Source organism: Marinospirillum sp., assembly GCF_044810985.1.
Classification (GTDB): domain Bacteria; phylum Pseudomonadota; class Gammaproteobacteria; order Pseudomonadales; family Halomonadaceae; genus Marinospirillum.
In genome coordinates, this window is the sequence record NZ_CP085242.1 from 2,724,566 (window position 1) to 2,742,368 (window position 17,803).

Below are 17,803 nucleotides of genomic sequence, written 5' to 3' on the forward strand. Positions count from 1 at the left end.
TATTTATGCCAAGAGTTTTCAGTGAGTTGAATGCAATTTATCCGGCAGGCCTTTTTCGGCGCCTGGCGGCTATTACTTATGATCTTTTTTTGCTGTTTGCCCTTTTGATGTTGGTGGGGTTTATCGGCGTGGCGCTCACCGGAGGGGAAGCCAATGAACACCTGTTGTTCAAGCTGGCGGTTTTTCTGGTGCCCGTGGTTTTTTATGGTTTTTTCTGGCGGCGCGCCGGTCAGACCCTGGGAATGCTGGCCTGGCGCATCCGCGTACAGACGCCACAGGGCCAGCCACTCAACTTAAAGCAAACCCTGCTGCGTTTGTTGGGTGGCCTCTTGTCCTGGGGTTGTCTGGGGCTGGGTTATCTGTGGCTGTTTTTTGACCGGGAAAAACGCACCTGGCCGGATCTGCTGTCCGGAACCCAGGTGGTAGTGATTCCCAAAAAGACAAAAGGTTAGCCCAGTTCCTGACGTATCTGTTTCTTATTGAGTTTGCCTACGCTGGTTTTTGGAATTTCATTCACCAACAGGATTTTCTCGGGAATCGCCCATTTGTTGATCTTGCCCGAATCCACAAACTGTTGCAGATGCTCCTGAATGGACGTGGTTTCGGGCGGTCTGGACGGATCAGTTGCCACGACCAGCGCTGCCGGGCGCTCACCCCACTGGGTATCAGCAACACCTACCACGGCCACCTCGGCAACATCCGGGAATTGACTGATCAGGTTTTCCAGCTCCAGTGAGGAAAGCCATTCACCGCCGGTTTTGATCACGTCCTTGATACGATCACGGATTTGCAGAAAACCGCGCTGATCGATAGTGGCGACATCACCGGTATGCAGCCAGCCATCCAGCCACAGCTCTTCACTGCGGGCTTCCTCCTTGTAATAAGCCTGAGTCAGCCAGGGTGCGCGGACCCGGATTTCACCGACACTTTCACCGTCCTGAGGCAGGGGCTGACCGGATTCATCCACCACCTGGAGATCCACAAAAGGAACAGCAACACCGGTTTTGCAGCGCCAGGGCAGTTGAGTGTCAAAATCGGCGTCATTGATGTCTTTGGGCAATACCGCAGCGGTCAGCAACGGACAGGTTTCTGACATGCCATAAGCCGTGCGGGTATCGATACCCAGATCCCAGGCTTTTTTGGCAAGACCTTGTGGTAAAGCGCTGCCGCCCACCAGAACTTTCCAGCCCTCCACTTTTACCTTGCCGGAGTTGATGGCTTCCGCAGAGACCACCATGTTCAGCAGGGTGGGAACGCAATGGGAAAAATCGACTTTTTCTTTGACCAGTAATCCAACCAGCATTTCCGGTTCATAACGACCCGGATAAACCTGCGTGCAACCCATCAGGGTGGCCGTGTAGGGAATGCCCCAGGCATGCACGTGAAACATCGGAGTAATGGGCATGTACACCTTGTCACGGCTCAGCAGCTCAAAACCGGGAGCTTGCAGGATATTGGCTTCACTCAGGGTGTGCAGCACCAGTTGTCGATGCGTGAAGAACACCCCTTTGGGGTTGCCGGTGGTGCCGGTTGTATAAAATAGGGTGGCAACGGCATTTTCATCAAAGGTTGGAAAGTCATACTGCTGAGGTTGTTCAGCCAGCAGGGCTTCATACTCACCGACGAGTGGCAAAGTGGTCTTGACCTCTTCGGGAGTATCCTGACACAAAAGATAGCCTTTGATGCGCGGCAGTTTTGCCGCCAAGGGTTCCAGCAGCGGTAGAAATTCCTGATGACTCAGAACAAAGACATCTTCAGCATGATCCATCGTGTAGAGGATTTGTTCTGGAGCCAGGCGTACATTAACCGTGTGCAGCACAGCGCCTATCATCGGAATGGCAAAAAAGCATTCCAGATAACGATGGCTGTCCCAGTCCAGAACGGCCACTACATCACCGGCTTGGACACCCTGGGCTGTCAGGAGATGGGCAAGCTGATGCACCCGTGCCTGGAATTCGCCGTAGCTATGGCGGCTCAGGTCTCGATAAACAATCGGATTGTCCCCAGCCATACGCACACCCGATTTCAGAATATCGCCAATCAATAGCGGTGGATTGACCGCTGAGGGTGTGGCAGGCAGGATCTTGGGATGGACTGTTGCTGTCATGGTTAAACTCCTTGATATTGTTTTTATTGGTTCATGCTCTTAGTTGCAGCGCTCAATAACCAGTGCGATGCCCTGTCCACCACCGATGCACAGGGTGATCAGGCCATAACGGCCCTGGACTCTTTCCAGCTCATGCAGAACCTTGACGGTCAGGATAGCACCTGTGGCACCCACTGGATGCCCCATGCCCACAGCACCGCCATTGGGATTGAGGCGGTCTTCAGGAAAGCCCAGCTCTTGTGCCACGGCCATGGCCTGGGCGGCAAAGGCTTCGTTGGATTCAATAACATCCAGGTCATGAATTGACAGCTCTGCTTGCGCAAGGGCCTTGTTGACGGCAGTCACCGGCCCCATACCCATAAACCGGGGGTCTACACCGCAAAAAGCACTGGCCAGAATACGTGCGCGAGGTTTCAGGCCGCGTTTTTCTGCTTCATCAGCATGGCAGAGCAAAAGGCTGGCGGCACCATCATTGATACCCGAAGCATTGCCGGCAGTGACCAGCCCCTCTTTTTTGAAAGCGGGTTTCAAACGTGCAAAATCCTCTGCACTGGCATCAAGACGCACATGTTCATCCTGGCTGAATTCAGCTTCCTGCCGACCTTTTTTGATTGCCAGGGGTACGATCTGCTGTGCAAAGCGCCCTTCTGTAATGGCTTTGGCGGCTTTCTGGTGACTTTGCAGGGCAAAGGCATCCAGTTGTTCACGGCTGTAGCCATACTTGGCAGCGATATTTTCGGCCGTAATGCCCATGTGACCGCTGCCAAAAGGATCGCTGAGTACACCCAGGGTCAGATCCACCACCGAGCCATCGCCCATACGCAGACCATTGCGCACCTTGGGCAGCAAATAGCCGCCCTGGCTCATGGATTCAGCACCACCGGCCAGGGCAACACGGCTGTCGCCACCCTCGATCATTTGTGCCGCAGAAATAATGGCTTGCAAGCCGGAACCGCAAAGGCGATTGACGTTGAGAGCCGCTGAGCTTTCACTGAGTCCAGCATTCAGCGCAATATGCCGGGCCAGGTAGGCATCCTGGGGTGAAGTGGTGATGATGTGTCCATAAACAGCATGATCGATGGCATCAGCTTCCATGCCACTGCGGGCGATGACAGCCTTGGCTGTGGCCGTGCCCAGCTGCTCGGGGGTCAGGCTGGACAGGCTGCCAGAAAAGCCACCTATGGCGGTGCGAAGACCTTCAACAAGAACGACGGATTTGAATTGCATGATCTTTCCTCGAATTATTTGCCCAGCAGGGAACGGGCGATGACTTCCTTCATGATTTCGGAAGTCCCGGCATAAATGGTCTGGATGCGGGCATCCACATAAAAACGTGAAATCGGGTATTCCAGAGTGTAGCCATAACCCCCGAAAAGCTGCAGGCATTCATCAATGGTTTTGCACTGCATTTCGCTGAGTTGCAGCTTGATGATGGCAGCATCGGTGGCCGTCATCTCACCCTGACGGTACTTGTCGACACACTGATCAAAATAGGCGCGGGCCATATCAATCTGGGCGCGGACTTCAGCCAGCTTGAAACGGGTGTTCTGGAAGTCGGCAATACGCTGACCGAAAGCCTTGCGTTCCTGCACATAATCCAGAGTCAGCGCCAAAGCGCCTTCCATAGAACCCAGGGCTTGAGAGCCAACGCCGAGGCGTTCACGTGGCAACTCCTGCATCAGATAGGCAAAGCCGGAACCTTCCTGACCCAGCAGTGCATCTTCCGGCAGGAGCATGCCATCAAAAAACAGCTCAGCGGTGTCGCTGGCATGTTGGCCGATTTTCTTGATCGGCTTGCCACGGGAAAATCCAGGCAGGTGGGTGTCCACCAGAAACAGGGAAACACCCCTGGCTCCGGCAGACGGATCAGTCTTGGCGCAGACGATGACCATATCCGCCAGCATCCCGTTGGTGATGAAAATCTTGGAGCCATCCAGTTGCCAGCCACCTTCCACTTTCTGGGCGCGGGTTTTCAGGGCGGCCAGATCACTGCCGGCACCCGATTCGGTCATGGCAATGGCACCCATCACTTCGCCAGTGGCCATGCGTGGAAGCCAGTGTTGCTTTTGTTCTTCCGTGGCCAGATGCTCCAGGTAGGGGATAACAATGTTGGAGTGAATGTTGTAACCACTGGCTAGACCGCCGTAACCGCGGCGGGAGATTTCTTCAATGACTCGCTGGGTAATGCCAAAATCGGCTCCAGTACCACCATAGTCTTCGGCCAGATCAACGGCCAGCATCCCGGCTTCACCCAGTTTCAACCAGAAATCACGCGGTATCTGGCCTGCTTCTTCCCAGGCGGTGTAATGGGGGTCGGCTTCCTGATCGAGAAAGCGGCTGATCATGTCATCAAAAAGAGCAGTGTCTTCGGAGCGGGTCATGTTTTGTTCTCTTGTTGTTTAACTGATTAAGACATAATAAGCTGCAGTTAAGGAAAAATATTGCTCTTTCAGGCCAGAGTATTAGCCAATCATGCCAAATGAATCCTCCGCCACTCTCCCCATGCATTTTGTCAGTGGCCTCTTCAGGGGGCTGAATGCCAATCCGGAGCATCAGCAAAAACTCTTGCAACAGGCGGGCATCCCCCGGTTTCTTCTGAATGCCCCTCAGGGTCGGGTCACGGTACGGCAGTTTGCACTGCTGTACCGTTTGCTGGTTGAGGAGATGGATGACGAAACACCGGGTTTTTTCAGTCGTCCTCTACGCTCCGGTGCACTGAAGTTTCTGTGTCTGGGTTTACTGGATGCACCCAGCTTGCAAGTGGCTCTTTATCGGTATTGCCAGTATTTTCGGGTGCTGCTGGATGACATGAGCTATCAGTTGGATCTGGAGGGTTCAGCCGCTTGCCTGAGTCTGGTGGAAAACCTGCCACCCCGAGGTGATCGGGTGCTGGTGCACGAGCTGATGTTAAAACTGGTTCACGGCCTGGCTTCCTGGTTGATTGCCGAAAAAATTCCCCCCCTGCGTATCGACTGCGCTTATTCCAGACCGGAGCACAGTTCCGAATACCTCTATTTTTACCCCGGTCAGGTTTATTTTGATCAGCCCCAGACACGCATTTATTTTGATCGGGAGCTTTTGAAGGAGCCCTTGCGCCAGACCCGGCGCTCATTGGTTCCTTTTTTGAAAAGGGCACCGGAAAACTGGATTTATGTTTCCTTTGCTGATCGTTTGCTGGCCCATCGGATCAAGGAATACCTCCTGGCCGAACACCTGAAGGCCACTTTGGGTCAAGTGGCAGAAGCCCTGCATCTGTCAGTACGCAGCCTGTCACGTCGCCTTGCTGCAGAAGGAACCTGTTTTCAGGTCATCAAGGATGAAGTCCGGCGGGATCAGGCGATTGCCTTTCTGACAGATAGCAATCTGCCCCTGAACAGTTTGGCAGGTCATCTGGGTTTTGAGGATCTGCCCAGCTTCAACCGGGCCTTCAAAAAGTGGACGGGGAATACCCCTGGCGCTTACCGTCGAGGCAAAAACAACTTGACACTTGCTATATTAGTATAATATAAATTAGCTTATTGTCGGCTTGGCTTGTGAGGAAAGAAGTATGAAAAAGTTTGTTGCGGGTAGCCTTATGGCCTTCTGTGGTCTCTGGGGTGTTCAGGCCCAGGCGTTGGAAACCCAGGGGGTTGAACAAGCCCCTCTGGTGGAAAACCTGCGCCTGGATGGTGTTCTGGAAGCTATTCACAGAACAACCGTTTCGGCACAAACCAGCGGTCAGGTGCAGAAGATTCATTTTGATGTCGACGATAGAGTGGCTGCCGGTGAAGTGATTCTGGAGCTGGATGCCAGCGAACAGAAGGCCCGGCTCATGCAGGCTCAGGGGGCTTTGCAGGAGGCGGCTGCCGGACTGGAGGCAGCCCAGAGCAACTTTAACCGTGTTGAAGCCCTGTTTCAGAGAGAGCAGGTGTCCCGCTCGCAAATGGATGAAGCCCGTCGTCAACTCAAGTCAGCCCAGGCTCGCAAGAACCAGGCGGAAGCCGCTGTGGATGAAGCCCGCCAGCAATTGGCCTATACCCGTGTGGTGGCTCCTTATGAGGGGCTGGTGACCCAGCGTCATGTTGAAGAAGGGGCCTCAGTGAGTCCCGGTCAGCCCTTGATCAGCGGCCTCTCCCTGGAGGATCTGCGGGTGGTGGTTGCTCTGCCTCAGCGCTATGCTGCAGCGGCCAGAAATCAGCGTGAAGCCGTGGTCAGGCTGGACGAAGACCGGGTTCTGGAAACCCAGAGCATGACTTTTTATCCCTATGCTGATCCGGCCACCCATACTTTCCGGGTGCGCATGAACATCAACAATTCCGAAGGTGATCTTTTCCCCGGCATGCTGGTTAAGGTGCATTTTCCGGTAGGTCAACGCCCGGCCCTGTGGATACCCACCAGTGCCCTGGTGGAGCGTGGTGAGCTGCGCGCCGTTTATGTGGTCAAGGAATCAGGTTTGCCCCGTTTGCGCCATATTCGTGTCGGTCAGATGCAAAATGGACGCCTGGAGGTGCTTTCCGGTTTGTCTCAAGGTGAAGCCGTTGTCCTGAATCCGGCTGAAGCTCTGCAGGTGCTGGAGGAGCAGCTATGAGCCAGGACACCAAACTGGGTTTGTCCGGCCGCATTGCTGCGGCCTTTCAAACTTCCCGCCTGACACCCTTGCTGGCCCTGGCCGGTCTTTTGATGGGGCTGTTTGCGGTTGCCGTGACTCCCAAGGAAGAGGAACCCCAGATAGACGTCACCATGGCGGATGTTTTTATCGGCTTTCCCGGCGCCAGCCCTGCCGAAGTGGAACAGCTGGTGGCCACGCCTGCTGAACAAACCCTGAGTGAAATGGCCGGGGTTGAGCATGTCTATTCGGTATCGCGGCATGGCATGGCCATGGTGACGGTGCAGTTTGCTGTGGGTGTACCCCGTCAGGAGGCTTTGGTCAGTCTTTATAACCAGGTTTATACCCATCAGGACTGGCTGCCACCGGGTCTGGGAACCCAGCAGCCCCTGATCAAAGCCAAGGGCATTGATGATGTGCCCATCATGGCTTTGACCCTGTTCAGTGACTCGTCGGAAGTGAGTGCCGAAGACCTGACCCGTGTGGCGCATTCCCTGGAAACCGAACTCAAACGCATTCCCGGCACGCGGGATATCTATACCCTGGGTGGTATTCGTGATGAGGTGCGGGTGATTTTTGATCCAGCCCTGATGAGTGGCTATAACCTGGATTTGACGGATGTTCGTCAGGCTCTGGATGCCGCCAATGCCACCTCCCAGGAAGCCTGGTTGGTTCAGGACGGTAAAGCGCTGCCTGTTCAGGCGGGGAGTTTGTTGACCCAGGTGGAAGAGGTGGCCTCCCTGGTGGTGGGGATGCATGAAGGTGCTCCGGTGTTTCTTTCTGATGTGGCTGAAGTGACCCGTGGAAGCCAGGTACCAGCCCAGGGTGTGATGACCGGATTCGGCCCTGCCGGGGAAAGACCGGCAGGTCAGGTGTCTCAGGCCGTCACTCTGGCGATTGCCAAGCAGCCGGGCGAGAATGCCATTGATATCACCCGCAGCGTCAGTGAGCGTCTGGAACTGCTGGAAAACCGGGTGGTGCCGGATAATGTCGAACTTCTGGTCACCCGTGACTATGGCTACACCGCCGCCGACAAATCCAGCACCCTGATCACCAAGCTGCTGTTTGCCACCGGCTCGGTCGTGGTGCTGGTGCTGGGTGCTCTGGGCTGGCGTCAGGCGCTGATCGTCGGCATTGCCGTGGTGATTACCCTGGCGATTACCCTGTTCTTTTCCTGGGCCTGGGGGTTCACCCTCAACCGGGTGTCCCTCTTTGCCCTGATTTTCTCCATCGGTATTCTGGTCGATGATGCCATAGTGGTCGTGGAGAATATTCACCGACACCTGGAGATGGGGGCCAAATCTCTGGTGGATGCCATTCCCAAAGCCGTGGATGAAGTCGGTGGCCCGACCATTCTGGCGACCTTCACTGTGATTGCCGCGCTCCTTCCCATGGCCTTTGTTTCCGGGCTGATGGGGCCTTATATGAGCCCGATTCCCATCAATGCCTCGGCAGGTATGCTGATTTCCCTGGTCATTGCCTTTGTGGTCACCCCCTGGCTGGCCGTGAAACTGATGAAGCATGAGAACCACTCATCTCATCAAGGCGAGTCTGAAGCGGCTCCCGGCAAGGTGCTGCGACTCTTTACCCGGCTGATGCGTCCATTCCTGGGTGAAAACCGCAAGAAACGCTGGCTGCTGGGTGGCTCGGTTGTGGCCTTGACCATCGGTGCCGCTCTTTTGCCGGTGACTCTGACGGTGGTGATGAAAATGCTGCCCTTTGATAACAAGTCCGAGTTTCAGGTGATCGTGGATATGCCCGAAGGCACGCCGGTGGAGGAAACTCAGAGAGTGCTGCTGGCGCTGGGTGAGCATCTGGAAACCCTGCCGGAAGTGAAGAACTGGCAGAGCTATGCCGGAACTGCCGCACCCATCAACTTCAATGGTCTGGTGCGCCAGTATTATCTGCGTGCCGAACCTCACATGGGTGATCTTCAGGTTAACCTGGTCAACAAGGGCGACAGAGACAGGGCTTCGCATGAAATTGCTCTGGCGGTGCGTGAGCCTTTGCAGGCCATCGGTGAAGAATTTGCGGCCAACGTCAAGGTGGTGGAAGTACCACCGGGGCCTCCGGTGCTTTCACCTCTGGTGGCTGAAGTTTACGGCCCCAATCCCGAGGTCAGGGAACGGGTGGCCCGCCAGGTGGAAAACCAGCTGCGCAAGACACCTGGGCTGGTGGATGTGGATACCACCCTGGAAGCTGCTGCCAATCGCTGGTTGATTGAAGTCGACCGCGATCGGGCTGCGCGTCTGGGTGTGGCTCAGGGGCAGGTGGTGGAAGCTCTGTCGGTGGCACTGGGGCAGGTGGAAGTCAGTTATCTGCATGATGAGCAGATGAAGTATCCACTGCCGATTCGCCTGCAACTGGCCGAAGGTGACAAGGCCCAGGGCTCCACCCTCTTGTCTCTCAAGGTGCGCAACCGCCAGGGTCAGTTGATCAGCCTGGCTGAATTTGCCCAGGTCACGCCTGCGGACTGGCAGCAATCCATCTATCACAAGGATCTTTTGCCGGTGACCTATGTGATGGCGGATATGGCCGGGGAGCTGGACTCACCTCTGTATGGGATGTTCGATGCTGTCTTCAGCCTGAATGAGCAGGAGGGGGCACCCGAGCAGTATTTCATCAGCCAGCCGGACTGGCCGGGAACCCCCGCCATCAAGTGGGACGGGGAATGGCAGATCACCTATGAAACCTTCCGGGACATGGGGATTGCCTATGCCGTGGGCATGATTTTGATCTACATGCTGGTGGTGGCCCAGTTCAAATCCTACCTGGTGCCGCTAGTGATCATGGCCCCCATTCCCCTGACCCTGATCGGGATCATGCCGGGTCATGCTCTGCTGGGTCAGCAATTCACCGCGACCAGTATGATCGGGATGATTGCCCTGGCCGGGATAATCGTGCGCAACTCCATCCTGCTGGTGGATTTCATTAACCAGCTTGTGAAGTCGGGTCGTAACTGGGAGGAGGCCGTGGTTGAAGCAGCTGCCGTGCGTGCCCAGCCGATTATTCTCACCGCCCTGGCGGCGATGATCGGTGCCTTCTTCATCATTGATGATCCCATCTTCAATGGTTTGGCAATTGCGCTGATTTTCGGGCTGCTGGTGTCCACCCTGCTGACGCTGGTGGTGATTCCTCTGCTCTACTACGCGCTTTACCACAAAAAAGGCGTGCCCGAAGGCTGATCCTTCATTCCTACCTTGCGTAAGAAATCTCTTTAAGCTCCCTGCGGGGAGCTTTTTTTCAGTTTGCATCTGTTTATTCTATAGATTAGTATATTATAAATTAGCGTAACAACATTAACTCTAAAGGATGTCGGTGATGAACCTGGAAAGAATGCGCACTCAGGCGGAAGCGGCTTCTGCCTTTCTGCAGGCCTGTGCCCACCAGTCCCGGCTGCTGCTCTTGTGTCAGTTGGCCATGGAGGAACTCAATGTGGGTGAGCTGGAGGAGCGTCTGGCTATTCATCAGCCCAGCCTTTCTCAGCAGTTGGGTGTATTGCGGCGTCAGGGCCTGATCAGTGGCCGACGCAGTGGCCAGCAGGTGTACTACCGCGTGGCCGACCCCAGGGCTCAGGCTTTGGTGGAAAACCTGTATCAGATTTTTTGCATGGATCCGTCCAGTTCCATGACTCAGACCAATAAGGAGTAAATAAAAATGGGTAAAAAACTGGCCCTCTGGTGCATGAACCGCACCCGAACCGTTTTTACGGCTGTCATCATTCTGGTGCTGGCCCTGGGGATGCTGATTCCCAATATCAAAATTGATACCGATCCGGAAAACATGCTGTCTTCCGAGCAGCCGGATCGCGTCAAGCACAACGAGATCCGTGAACGCTTTGGTCTGCATGACATGATCGTCGTGGGTCAGGTCAATACTCAGCATGAACACGGGGTGTTCAACCCGGAATCCCTTTCCGCTCACTATAAGCTGACCCGTGCCATTGAAGACATCGACGGGGTGATTGCCCGGGATCTGATGTCCATGGCTGCTGTGGATAATGTCGAACAGGCGGGTGTGGGCACCATTGCCTATGACTGGCTGATCCCCAAACCTCCGGAAACCCAGGCGGAAGCGGATCGTATTCGCAAGGCCGTGGAACGCCTGCCCATGTATCAGGGCACCCTGGTTTCTGAAGACAACCAGGCGGCGGCTCTTTTTGTGCCTCTGGAAAGCAAAGACATCAGCCACCGGGTTTCCATGGAAATTCAGGCGGTTGTTGATGAGCTGAACACTCAGGATGAATTCCACATCACCGGTCAGCCGGTCGCCCAGGATACCTTCGGCGTGGAAATGTTCCAGCAGATGGCGATTTCCGCACCTCTGGCCGGTCTGGTGATCTTCCTGACCATGCTGTATTTCTTCCGCAGCCTGCCGCTGGTTGTGGCCCCCATGTTGTTGGCGATGGCCACGGTGATTTCCACCATGGGCTTGCTGATCGGCATGGGCTACACCGTGCACATCATGAGCTCCATGATTCCCATCTTTCTGATGCCCATCGCGGTTGTGGCGTCAGTGCATGTTTTATCCAACTTTGCTGACCGTTACCGGCCGGGGGATGATCCCAAAACCGTCATGGCCGAAGTCATGGAAAAGTTGTTCAAGCCGATTCTCTTCACCGGCCTGACCACCGCAGTGGGTTTCTTGTCGCTGCTGACCACACCCATTCCACCCGTTCAGGTATTTGGTGGCTTTATTTCCTTTGGTGTGGTGATTGCCCTTCTGCTGACTCTGGGCTTTATTCCTGCCTATACCGTGGCTTTGAAGCGCAGCACCCTGGACAAGATGGCGGAAAAATTCCGTCAGAAGGAACTGGCTGAAGAGGAAGCCAATCAGGGCGGTGGCTTGCTGGGCAAGATGGGGCGTTTCCCGACCCGCAGACCCGGCCTGGTATTGACCAGTGTGGCCATCATCATGGCGATTTCGGTTTATGGCATTAATCAGATCCAGATCAATGACAACCCCACCCTCTGGTTTAAGGAAGACCACCGGATTCGCATTGCTGACAAGGTCTTGAATGAACGCTTTGCCGGTACCTATGAAGCCTATATCAACCTCAAACAGACCGGCATCGACAAGAAAGTGGAAGAAATGCGCCGTCAGGTGCAGGTGACGCTGGAGGAAGCTGAACAGGAAGGCTTTGATCTGCGTGAAGACTGGCTGACCTTGTGGGAAGAATCAGCCGGTGCCAGTTCGCCCGGTGACCGCCTGGAAACCCTTGGGCAGGATATTGATGACCATCTGTTTGAAGTCGGTTTTGATGAAGCCGACCACTGGGAAAAAATTCTCGACCAAGTGGAACAGGCGCGTTCTGCAACCCGTGCTTTCCAGAATCCCGCTCATCTGGCCTGGATGGACGAACTCAAGGCTCACCTGGAAGGCGAAGGTATCATCGGCAAGGCCAATTCCCTGGCCGATCTGGTCAAAACCATCAACCGGGAACTGGTCAGCGGTGACCCTGAAGACTATGAACTGCCGGATTCGGCCAATGGTGTGGCCCAGACTCTGTTGAGCTTCCAGTCATCCCAGCGCCCTGATGACCTCTGGAATTTTGTCACCCGTGACTTCACCCAGGCTGCGATCTGGCTGCAACTGCCTAGTGGTGACAACCAGGTGATGAGTCAGGTGGTTGCCGAGGTGGATCGTTTTGTGGCCGACAACCCACCCCCCGAAGGCGTGGAACTGGACTGGGGCGGTGGTACCTACATCAACCTGGTCTGGCAGGGCGAAATGGTGGAAGGCATGCTCTGGGCACTGGGTTCTGCGTTCCTGGTGGTACTGGTCATGATGATTGCCCTGTTCCGCAGCCTGCTTCTGGGCGTGCTGGCGATGCTGCCTCTGACCATCACCATTGCCTTTATTTACGGTGCCATGGGCCTGATCGGCAAGGACTACGACATGCCGGTGGCTGTGCTGTCCTCCCTGTCGCTGGGGCTATCGGTGGACTTTGCCATCCACTTTATCCAGCGACTGCGCATGGCGCTTGATGACGCTGATGGTGACTGGATCAAAGCCATGGAGCTGGTGTTCGAAGCACCATCGCGGGCCATCGTTCGTAATGCCGTGGTGATTGCTGTTGGCTTCCTGCCGTTACTGGCTGCACCCCTGGTGCCCTATATCACCGTGGGGGTTTTCCTGGCCAGCATCATGGCGACCTCAGCCCTGGTCAGTCTGTTTGTACTGCCAGCCTTTATTGCCCTGGCACCGCGTGCCTTTTTGGGAAAAACGGTAAAGGTCTAAGTTGAAAAAGACAAAAGCAATCGAACAAATACTGAAAACCTCGAAAGGAGGAAGCAAGATGAAAGCTAACTTATTGAAAACAGCAACCGGCCTGCTTGGCGGTGCTACCCTGATGCTGAGCAGCAGCCTGATTATGGCAGCGCCACCCGTGCAGGAAATCATTGAAAAGGCCAACCAGGCTTCCTACTACGCCGGTCAGGATGGCCGCTCAGAAGCGCGAATGAAAATTGAAGATGACAGTGGTCGCACCCAGACCCGTCAGTTCACCGTACTGCGCAAAAATGTGGAAGACAGCGACCAGCAAAAATACCTGGTGGTTTTCAGTCGCCCTTCCGAGTACCGGGATACCGTATTTTTGGTGCATAAAAAACCTCAGGCGGGTGATGATCGCTCCCTTTACCTGCCCGACCTGGATCTGGTGCGGCGTATCGCTCCCGGTGACAAGCGCACCAGTTTTGTGGGCGCACACGTCTACTATGAGGACATTTCCGGCCGCAATCTGAATCAAGACGAACATCAGTTGGCCGAGGAAACGGATGAGCATTATGTTCTCAAATCCACACCCAAAAATCCGGGTGAAGTCGAGTTTGCCAGCTTCCAGACCTGGATTGACAAGGAAACCTTCCTACCCATGCGCATTGAATACACGGATGAAGACGGGGAAGTCTATCGCATCATGGAAAATGCCCGTGTGGAGGAAGTGGATGGTTACCCCACCCCCACAATGATGCGCGTTCAAGATCTGGAGTCCGGCGGTCAGACCCTCGTGCAGTTCCGAGGTATCGATTACGACTTGGGAATTCCCGATTCTGTTTTTACTGATCGCAGTCTGCGTAACCCACCCAGTGAATGGCTGGAAAGGAGGTAAGCATGGCGAAAAAACAGGTTTTTGTTTATCTGGGCAGTCTGGGACTGGCACTGAGCCTGGTTTCCCTGCCCGCTCTGGCAGCCGATGACTGGGCTGACGAGGAGGATGACTGGGGCAGTGACTGGGAAGAACCCCAGGAACCCCTGTTGCCCTTCAGGCTGGGTGGTTTTGTTGAGGCAGCCGGTGGTGCCCATATCCACAGCAACAAGGTGGTGGAAGACCGGATGGACAAGGAATACAACCTGGGCGAAACCCGTCTGCGTCTGGAAGTCGATGGTGACTGGAAAGACATCGACTACAGCCTCAAAGTGGATGGACTGGCCGATGGCGTGGATGAAGAGCTGCGCGGAGAGCTGCGCGAAGCCTTGATCAGTACCAGTACCGGCCCTGTAGATTGGCGGGCCGGTCGCCAGGTTCTGACCTGGGGTACCGGGGATCTGCTGTTCATCAATGATCTTTTCCCCAAAGACTGGCAGTCTTTCCTGATCGGGCGGGATGAAGACTACCTCAAGGGGCCTTCGGATGCGATCCGGGGCACCTGGTATGCGGGTGAAGTCACTGTGGATGCTGTCTGGAGCCCGCTCTTCCAAGAAGACAACTACCCGGACGGGGATCGTTTGTCTTATTGGGGGCCACTGACCGATGCCAACGGCAACCTGACGGGCCAGATGGGGCAGACCGCCCAGCCTGTTTCAGATATGGCTGAGGAGCCGGATGACTTTCCCGAAGATGGGGAAGTGGCCTTGCGCCTGGCCACCCGTCAGGCCGGTATTGAATATGAAGCCTACGGCTACTGGGGTTTCTGGCCTCAACCCAATGATCAGCGTGAAATGATGCAGGGCGGCAAGGCCGCTCATCCACAGCTGCATGTATATGGGGTCAGCCTGCGTACCAGCATAGGGCCGGGGCTGTTCAATGCCGAAGCGGGTTATTACGACTCGCGGGACTATGACAGCCAGCAGGCCAATATGACCCCCAACTCGGAAGCCCGTTTTCTGATGGGATATGACTGGGAGCTGATCAGCAACCTGAATGTCGGCCTGCAATATTACCTGGAATGGACGCAGGACTATGATGAGCAGGAAGCCGCCTGGGTCGATATGGGAATGCAGGAAATGGCCGGTGAAGAATACCGCCAACTCCTGACCACCCGCTTGACCTACCGCCAGTGGCGGGGAGACCTGATCTGGTCACTGTTTGCCTTTGCTTCACCCAGTGATGAAGACTACTACCTGAGACCCAGCGTCACCTATCGGGCCTCGGATGCCCTGACCCTGAGTGCCGGTGGCAACGTCTTCGGTGGCGAAAATGACTACAGCTTCTTCGGACAGTTTGAAAAAGACTCCAACCTCTACGCCAGAGCGCGCTACCGCTTCTAAACATCCTTCCTTTCGGGCCTCATAATCCCGCTGCACCAGCTGCTAAACCCTACACTCAAACCAGGGTTTAGCAGCCACTCTTTTTATACAGCTTATTTCACAACCACAGGTAGAATTTGCACAATTGCCAATCGTGCTGGCTTGTTTTCATGCTGGGCTCAGAATTTTTTGTCGTTAAAACAAAGCACTACCTTTATGTATAGATGAAAACCTTGTAATACTAGACATCAAAGCAAGCTTGCTCAATTATAAATTTTAAACCACAGTCAACCAATGGACATTCACCAGGAAAATAGGTAAGTTGGAAGCAAGTGAAGATGGAAACCCAAGGTGTGGAACTGAGCATGCCTAAGAGTAAAATGTTAGAGTTTTTATGGAAGCCTTGTCCAAGAAGAGGAAATTATGAGCGAAAACAAAACCGAATGGAGCATTACCTACAAGCAAATAGGCATAATCCTGATTTCTTTCGTTCTTGGGCTTATTGTCGCCTTGCTGATTTCGAGTTCTCAAGAAAATGCCGTTTCGAGCTTTACGACCACTGAGCTCATTGGTTTTGTAATGTCAGTAATTCTCTCTGGTGCATCGATTGTTCTTGCAATTTCTGCAATAGCCTTAGGAAGGTCATCAGAGCAAGCTGTAATTAACCGTAGCGACGAAAGTATACGGCTCCAAACTGAGGTATTTACAAAAACAACCGACGCGCTTCAATCAATCAAACAATCAACGGGTGTTACCGAAAAGAGAATCGAAGATATTATTTCGGGAAGAGCAGGCGATTTATCGAAGCAGATCGCTGAGCTAACTGCTGATGAGACGGCTTCAGGTCAGATCGATGTAAAAGAGCTCGAAGAAAAGATCAAAAAATCTTTGACTCAGAGCTTTGAGCAGAAAGAGCTGAGCGAAAGTGAAAAAGAGGAGAGAATGAAGCGACGAGCGGAGGCAAGGGCCAAGCGTGACCAATATGAAAAATATCACGAGTCGCTTTTATATTCTGTAGCCAATAAGCCTGATGTAAGTATTGAAAAACTTGGACATGGCACTCCTGGTGTTGGCAGAGACCCCAAAGATAGGTATGACGGAATTTTCGTCAAAGATGGCGTCAGAATCGCAATTTCAACTTTCATGCCTCAAGATTCAGGGCGTATATTTGCACACGCTTATAGCGACATCCTGCGAGCCCTTGCCTTGCCACTAGAGGAACAAGAAATTGAAAGGCTCTATTTGGTTCAGTTTGATGATGGAGAGGGTAAGTCGGACATAACTGCGTTGGAGGAATTAATAGGTATCATGAAGCAAGAGATTGCCTCGCGGATCAAAATAGACAAAGTTCCTTATGGTAAAATTGAGGAGTGGGTTGACGGCGTGGAACTCTAACAAATTGCTGCACGCGGACAAATTACTCGCTGCGCTCGCAATTTACCGGTGAGCAAAGCGTTAGAGCAGAGATTCTTAAAATCGTAGAAGGTTTTCTCATGGATGTTTTCATAAGTTGGTCTGGAGAAAAAAGTAGAAAAGCTGCAGAGGTATTGAGAGATTGGCTTCCGAGCGTCATTCAAGCTGTCATGCCTTACTACACTCCAAAAGATATTGATAAAGGACAACGCTGGTCCAATGATATAGCTGGAAAACTGGATATCTCTCACTTTGGTATCATTTTGGTCACTCGAGAGAACCTAAACGCTCCGTGGATTTTGTTCGAAGCTGGCGCTTTATCGAAAAACGTCGGATCTTCGCACGTGTGTCCGATACTCCTTGATCTCAAACCGACAGACCTGTCGGGTCCTTTGGTCCAGTTCCAAGCAACAACCTTTTCGAAGGATGAAATCAAGACGCTAATCGCGGCGATAAATGACGCGCTTGGGGACAATAGAATTAATGAAAAGAACTTGGATACCATTTTCGAGAAGTGGTGGCCTGACCTAGAGCAAGCGGTTGAAAAAATTATTATTGAGGACAAATCAAAGGAAGAACCCGAAGAAATTCGATCGGACAGAGACCTCCTTGAGGAGGTTTTGAGGCTCGTCAGAAAGCACGAATATAGAAGCTTTGACTCTGGTAACAGCTTATTCGATAAGCTTGACCACAAGCCTGTCAGTTACAGTGAGCGCAACAAGACTATAACAATCTGGCTTGGTGAAACATCACCCTATGAGATACATCTGAACCAAATTACGTCGGGTTCTCAGCTTTTGGACTTCATCCTACAAGTAAACCGAAAAGGTAGATCGAAGCCAGAACATATCAAGGGTTTCCTAGACTGCATCGAAGACCTCAGCGATCGATACTTCAAAACAAATGCCCAAGGTGTCTTTTGCCCTCTTGGGACAAACAAAAACGTTGAGTGGCCTGAAGAGTAGATGGCTCTAACACCTATGAGCCTTCTGCCTGTCACCTATGAGCCTTCTGCCTGTCAATAGGCCGCAGTGCTTTTTATTGGCCGCGTCAGCGGCCAACATCAAATCCCTGAGCCAGTGATCCTACTTCATCTGTCATCGTTGGCTGTTGGTGGCTTACAGCAAACACCTATTGAGGCTCTCTTAACGTGGTTGTTCACCACTGCCAAACCGGGTTGCTCCTTGCAGGTTGGTCTGGGGCACTAGACATTCATCGGTTAACCAGCAGCT

The 17,803-nt window shown here is 53.7% G+C and carries 13 protein-coding genes; 10 read left to right on the forward strand and 3 right to left on the reverse strand.

Annotated features, from left to right (window positions below; translation table 11 throughout):
• Positions 1 to 5 precede the first annotated feature (5 nt).
• Positions 6 to 452 (forward strand): RDD family protein, encoded by a 447-nt coding sequence (locus LG323_RS12875; protein ID WP_404416903.1) that lies wholly within the window; start codon positions 6 to 8, stop codon positions 450 to 452.
• Here LG323_RS12875 and LG323_RS12880 read toward each other — a convergent pair.
• From LG323_RS12880 to LG323_RS12890, 3 genes are read right to left on the reverse strand one after another with little or no spacing between them, the layout of a single operon-like run.
• A complete protein-coding gene (locus LG323_RS12880) occupies positions 449 to 2,107 on the reverse strand; it encodes a fatty acid--CoA ligase (protein WP_404416906.1) in 1,659 nt (552 codons plus the stop codon). The two genes, LG323_RS12875 and LG323_RS12880, sit on opposite strands and share 4 nt — an antisense overlap.
• A 39-nt stretch (positions 2,108 to 2,146) precedes the next feature.
• Positions 2,147 to 3,334 (reverse strand): beta-ketothiolase BktB, encoded by a 1,188-nt coding sequence (gene bktB, locus LG323_RS12885; RefSeq protein ID WP_404416909.1) that lies wholly within the window; start codon positions 3,332 to 3,334, stop codon positions 2,147 to 2,149.
• A gap of 14 nt (positions 3,335 to 3,348) precedes the next feature.
• A complete protein-coding gene (locus LG323_RS12890) occupies positions 3,349 to 4,488 on the reverse strand; it encodes an acyl-CoA dehydrogenase family protein (protein ID WP_404416912.1) in 1,140 nt (379 codons plus the stop codon).
• A gap of 91 nt (positions 4,489 to 4,579) precedes the next feature.
• Here LG323_RS12890 and LG323_RS12895 point away from each other — a divergent pair, with 91 nt between their 5' ends.
• The 9 genes from LG323_RS12895 to LG323_RS12935 all read left to right on the forward strand — a co-directional run bounded on the left by LG323_RS12895 (position 4,580) and on the right by LG323_RS12935 (position 17,536).
• Positions 4,580 to 5,611 (forward strand): AraC family transcriptional regulator, encoded by a 1,032-nt coding sequence (locus tag LG323_RS12895; protein ID WP_404416914.1) that lies wholly within the window; start codon positions 4,580 to 4,582, stop codon positions 5,609 to 5,611.
• Positions 5,612 to 5,654: 43 nt separating this feature from the next.
• Entirely contained in the window at positions 5,655 to 6,674 is a 1,020-nt protein-coding gene (locus tag LG323_RS12900; RefSeq protein WP_404416916.1) for an efflux RND transporter periplasmic adaptor subunit, read from the forward strand.
• Positions 6,671 to 9,877 carry an efflux RND transporter permease subunit gene (locus LG323_RS12905; protein ID WP_404416919.1) on the forward strand — a complete coding sequence of 1,069 codons (3,207 nt, stop codon included), beginning with the start codon at positions 6,671 to 6,673 and terminating at the stop codon, positions 9,875 to 9,877. The genes LG323_RS12900 and LG323_RS12905 overlap by 4 nt, the downstream gene beginning before the upstream one ends.
• Before the next feature lie 136 nt (positions 9,878 to 10,013).
• The gene (locus tag LG323_RS12910; RefSeq protein ID WP_310696767.1) at positions 10,014 to 10,343 is read left to right on the forward strand and encodes a metalloregulator ArsR/SmtB family transcription factor; all 330 of its coding nucleotides are present in this window, start codon (positions 10,014 to 10,016) and stop codon (positions 10,341 to 10,343) included.
• Positions 10,344 to 10,349: 6 nt separating this feature from the next.
• Complete coding sequence (locus tag LG323_RS12915; RefSeq protein WP_404416922.1) at positions 10,350 to 12,932, forward strand: RND family transporter; 2,583 nt, start codon at positions 10,350 to 10,352, stop codon at positions 12,930 to 12,932.
• Positions 12,933 to 12,990: 58 nt separating this feature from the next.
• Positions 12,991 to 13,800, forward strand: a complete 810-nt coding sequence (locus tag LG323_RS12920) for an outer membrane lipoprotein-sorting protein (RefSeq protein WP_404416925.1) — start codon at positions 12,991 to 12,993, stop codon at positions 13,798 to 13,800.
• Between the two features lie 2 nt (positions 13,801 to 13,802).
• Complete coding sequence (locus tag LG323_RS12925; protein WP_404416928.1) at positions 13,803 to 15,179, forward strand: hypothetical protein; 1,377 nt, start codon at positions 13,803 to 13,805, stop codon at positions 15,177 to 15,179.
• A 402-nt stretch (positions 15,180 to 15,581) separates the two neighbouring features.
• Positions 15,582 to 16,553 carry a hypothetical protein gene (locus tag LG323_RS12930; RefSeq protein WP_404416931.1) on the forward strand — a complete coding sequence of 324 codons (972 nt, stop codon included), beginning with the start codon at positions 15,582 to 15,584 and terminating at the stop codon, positions 16,551 to 16,553.
• 98 nt (positions 16,554 to 16,651) lie between these two features.
• On the forward strand, positions 16,652 to 17,536 hold the full coding sequence (locus tag LG323_RS12935) for a TIR domain-containing protein (RefSeq protein WP_404416934.1): 885 nt from the start codon (positions 16,652 to 16,654) through the stop codon (positions 17,534 to 17,536).
• Positions 17,537 to 17,803: the final 267 nt, after the last annotated feature.

Coding starts and splice junctions, on each gene's coding strand:
- LG323_RS12920 (WP_404416925.1), top strand. CDS start 12,991: ATGAAAGCTAACTTATTGAAAACAGCAACCGGCCTGCTTGGCGGTGCT.
- LG323_RS12910 (WP_310696767.1), top strand. CDS start 10,014: ATGAACCTGGAAAGAATGCGCACTCAGGCGGAAGCGGCTTCTGCCTTT.
- LG323_RS12915 (WP_404416922.1), top strand. CDS start 10,350: ATGGGTAAAAAACTGGCCCTCTGGTGCATGAACCGCACCCGAACCGTT.
- LG323_RS12905 (WP_404416919.1), top strand. CDS start 6,671: ATGAGCCAGGACACCAAACTGGGTTTGTCCGGCCGCATTGCTGCGGCC.
- LG323_RS12895 (WP_404416914.1), top strand. CDS start 4,580: ATGCCAAATGAATCCTCCGCCACTCTCCCCATGCATTTTGTCAGTGGC.
- LG323_RS12930 (WP_404416931.1), top strand. CDS start 15,582: ATGAGCGAAAACAAAACCGAATGGAGCATTACCTACAAGCAAATAGGC.
- LG323_RS12875 (WP_404416903.1), top strand. CDS start 6: ATGCCAAGAGTTTTCAGTGAGTTGAATGCAATTTATCCGGCAGGCCTT.
- LG323_RS12880 (WP_404416906.1), bottom strand. CDS start 2,107: ATGACAGCAACAGTCCATCCCAAGATCCTGCCTGCCACACCCTCAGCG.
- LG323_RS12890 (WP_404416912.1), bottom strand. CDS start 4,488: ATGACCCGCTCCGAAGACACTGCTCTTTTTGATGACATGATCAGCCGC.
- LG323_RS12935 (WP_404416934.1), top strand. CDS start 16,652: ATGGATGTTTTCATAAGTTGGTCTGGAGAAAAAAGTAGAAAAGCTGCA.
- LG323_RS12925 (WP_404416928.1), top strand. CDS start 13,803: ATGGCGAAAAAACAGGTTTTTGTTTATCTGGGCAGTCTGGGACTGGCA.
- LG323_RS12900 (WP_404416916.1), top strand. CDS start 5,655: ATGAAAAAGTTTGTTGCGGGTAGCCTTATGGCCTTCTGTGGTCTCTGG.
- bktB (WP_404416909.1), bottom strand. CDS start 3,334: ATGCAATTCAAATCCGTCGTTCTTGTTGAAGGTCTTCGCACCGCCATA.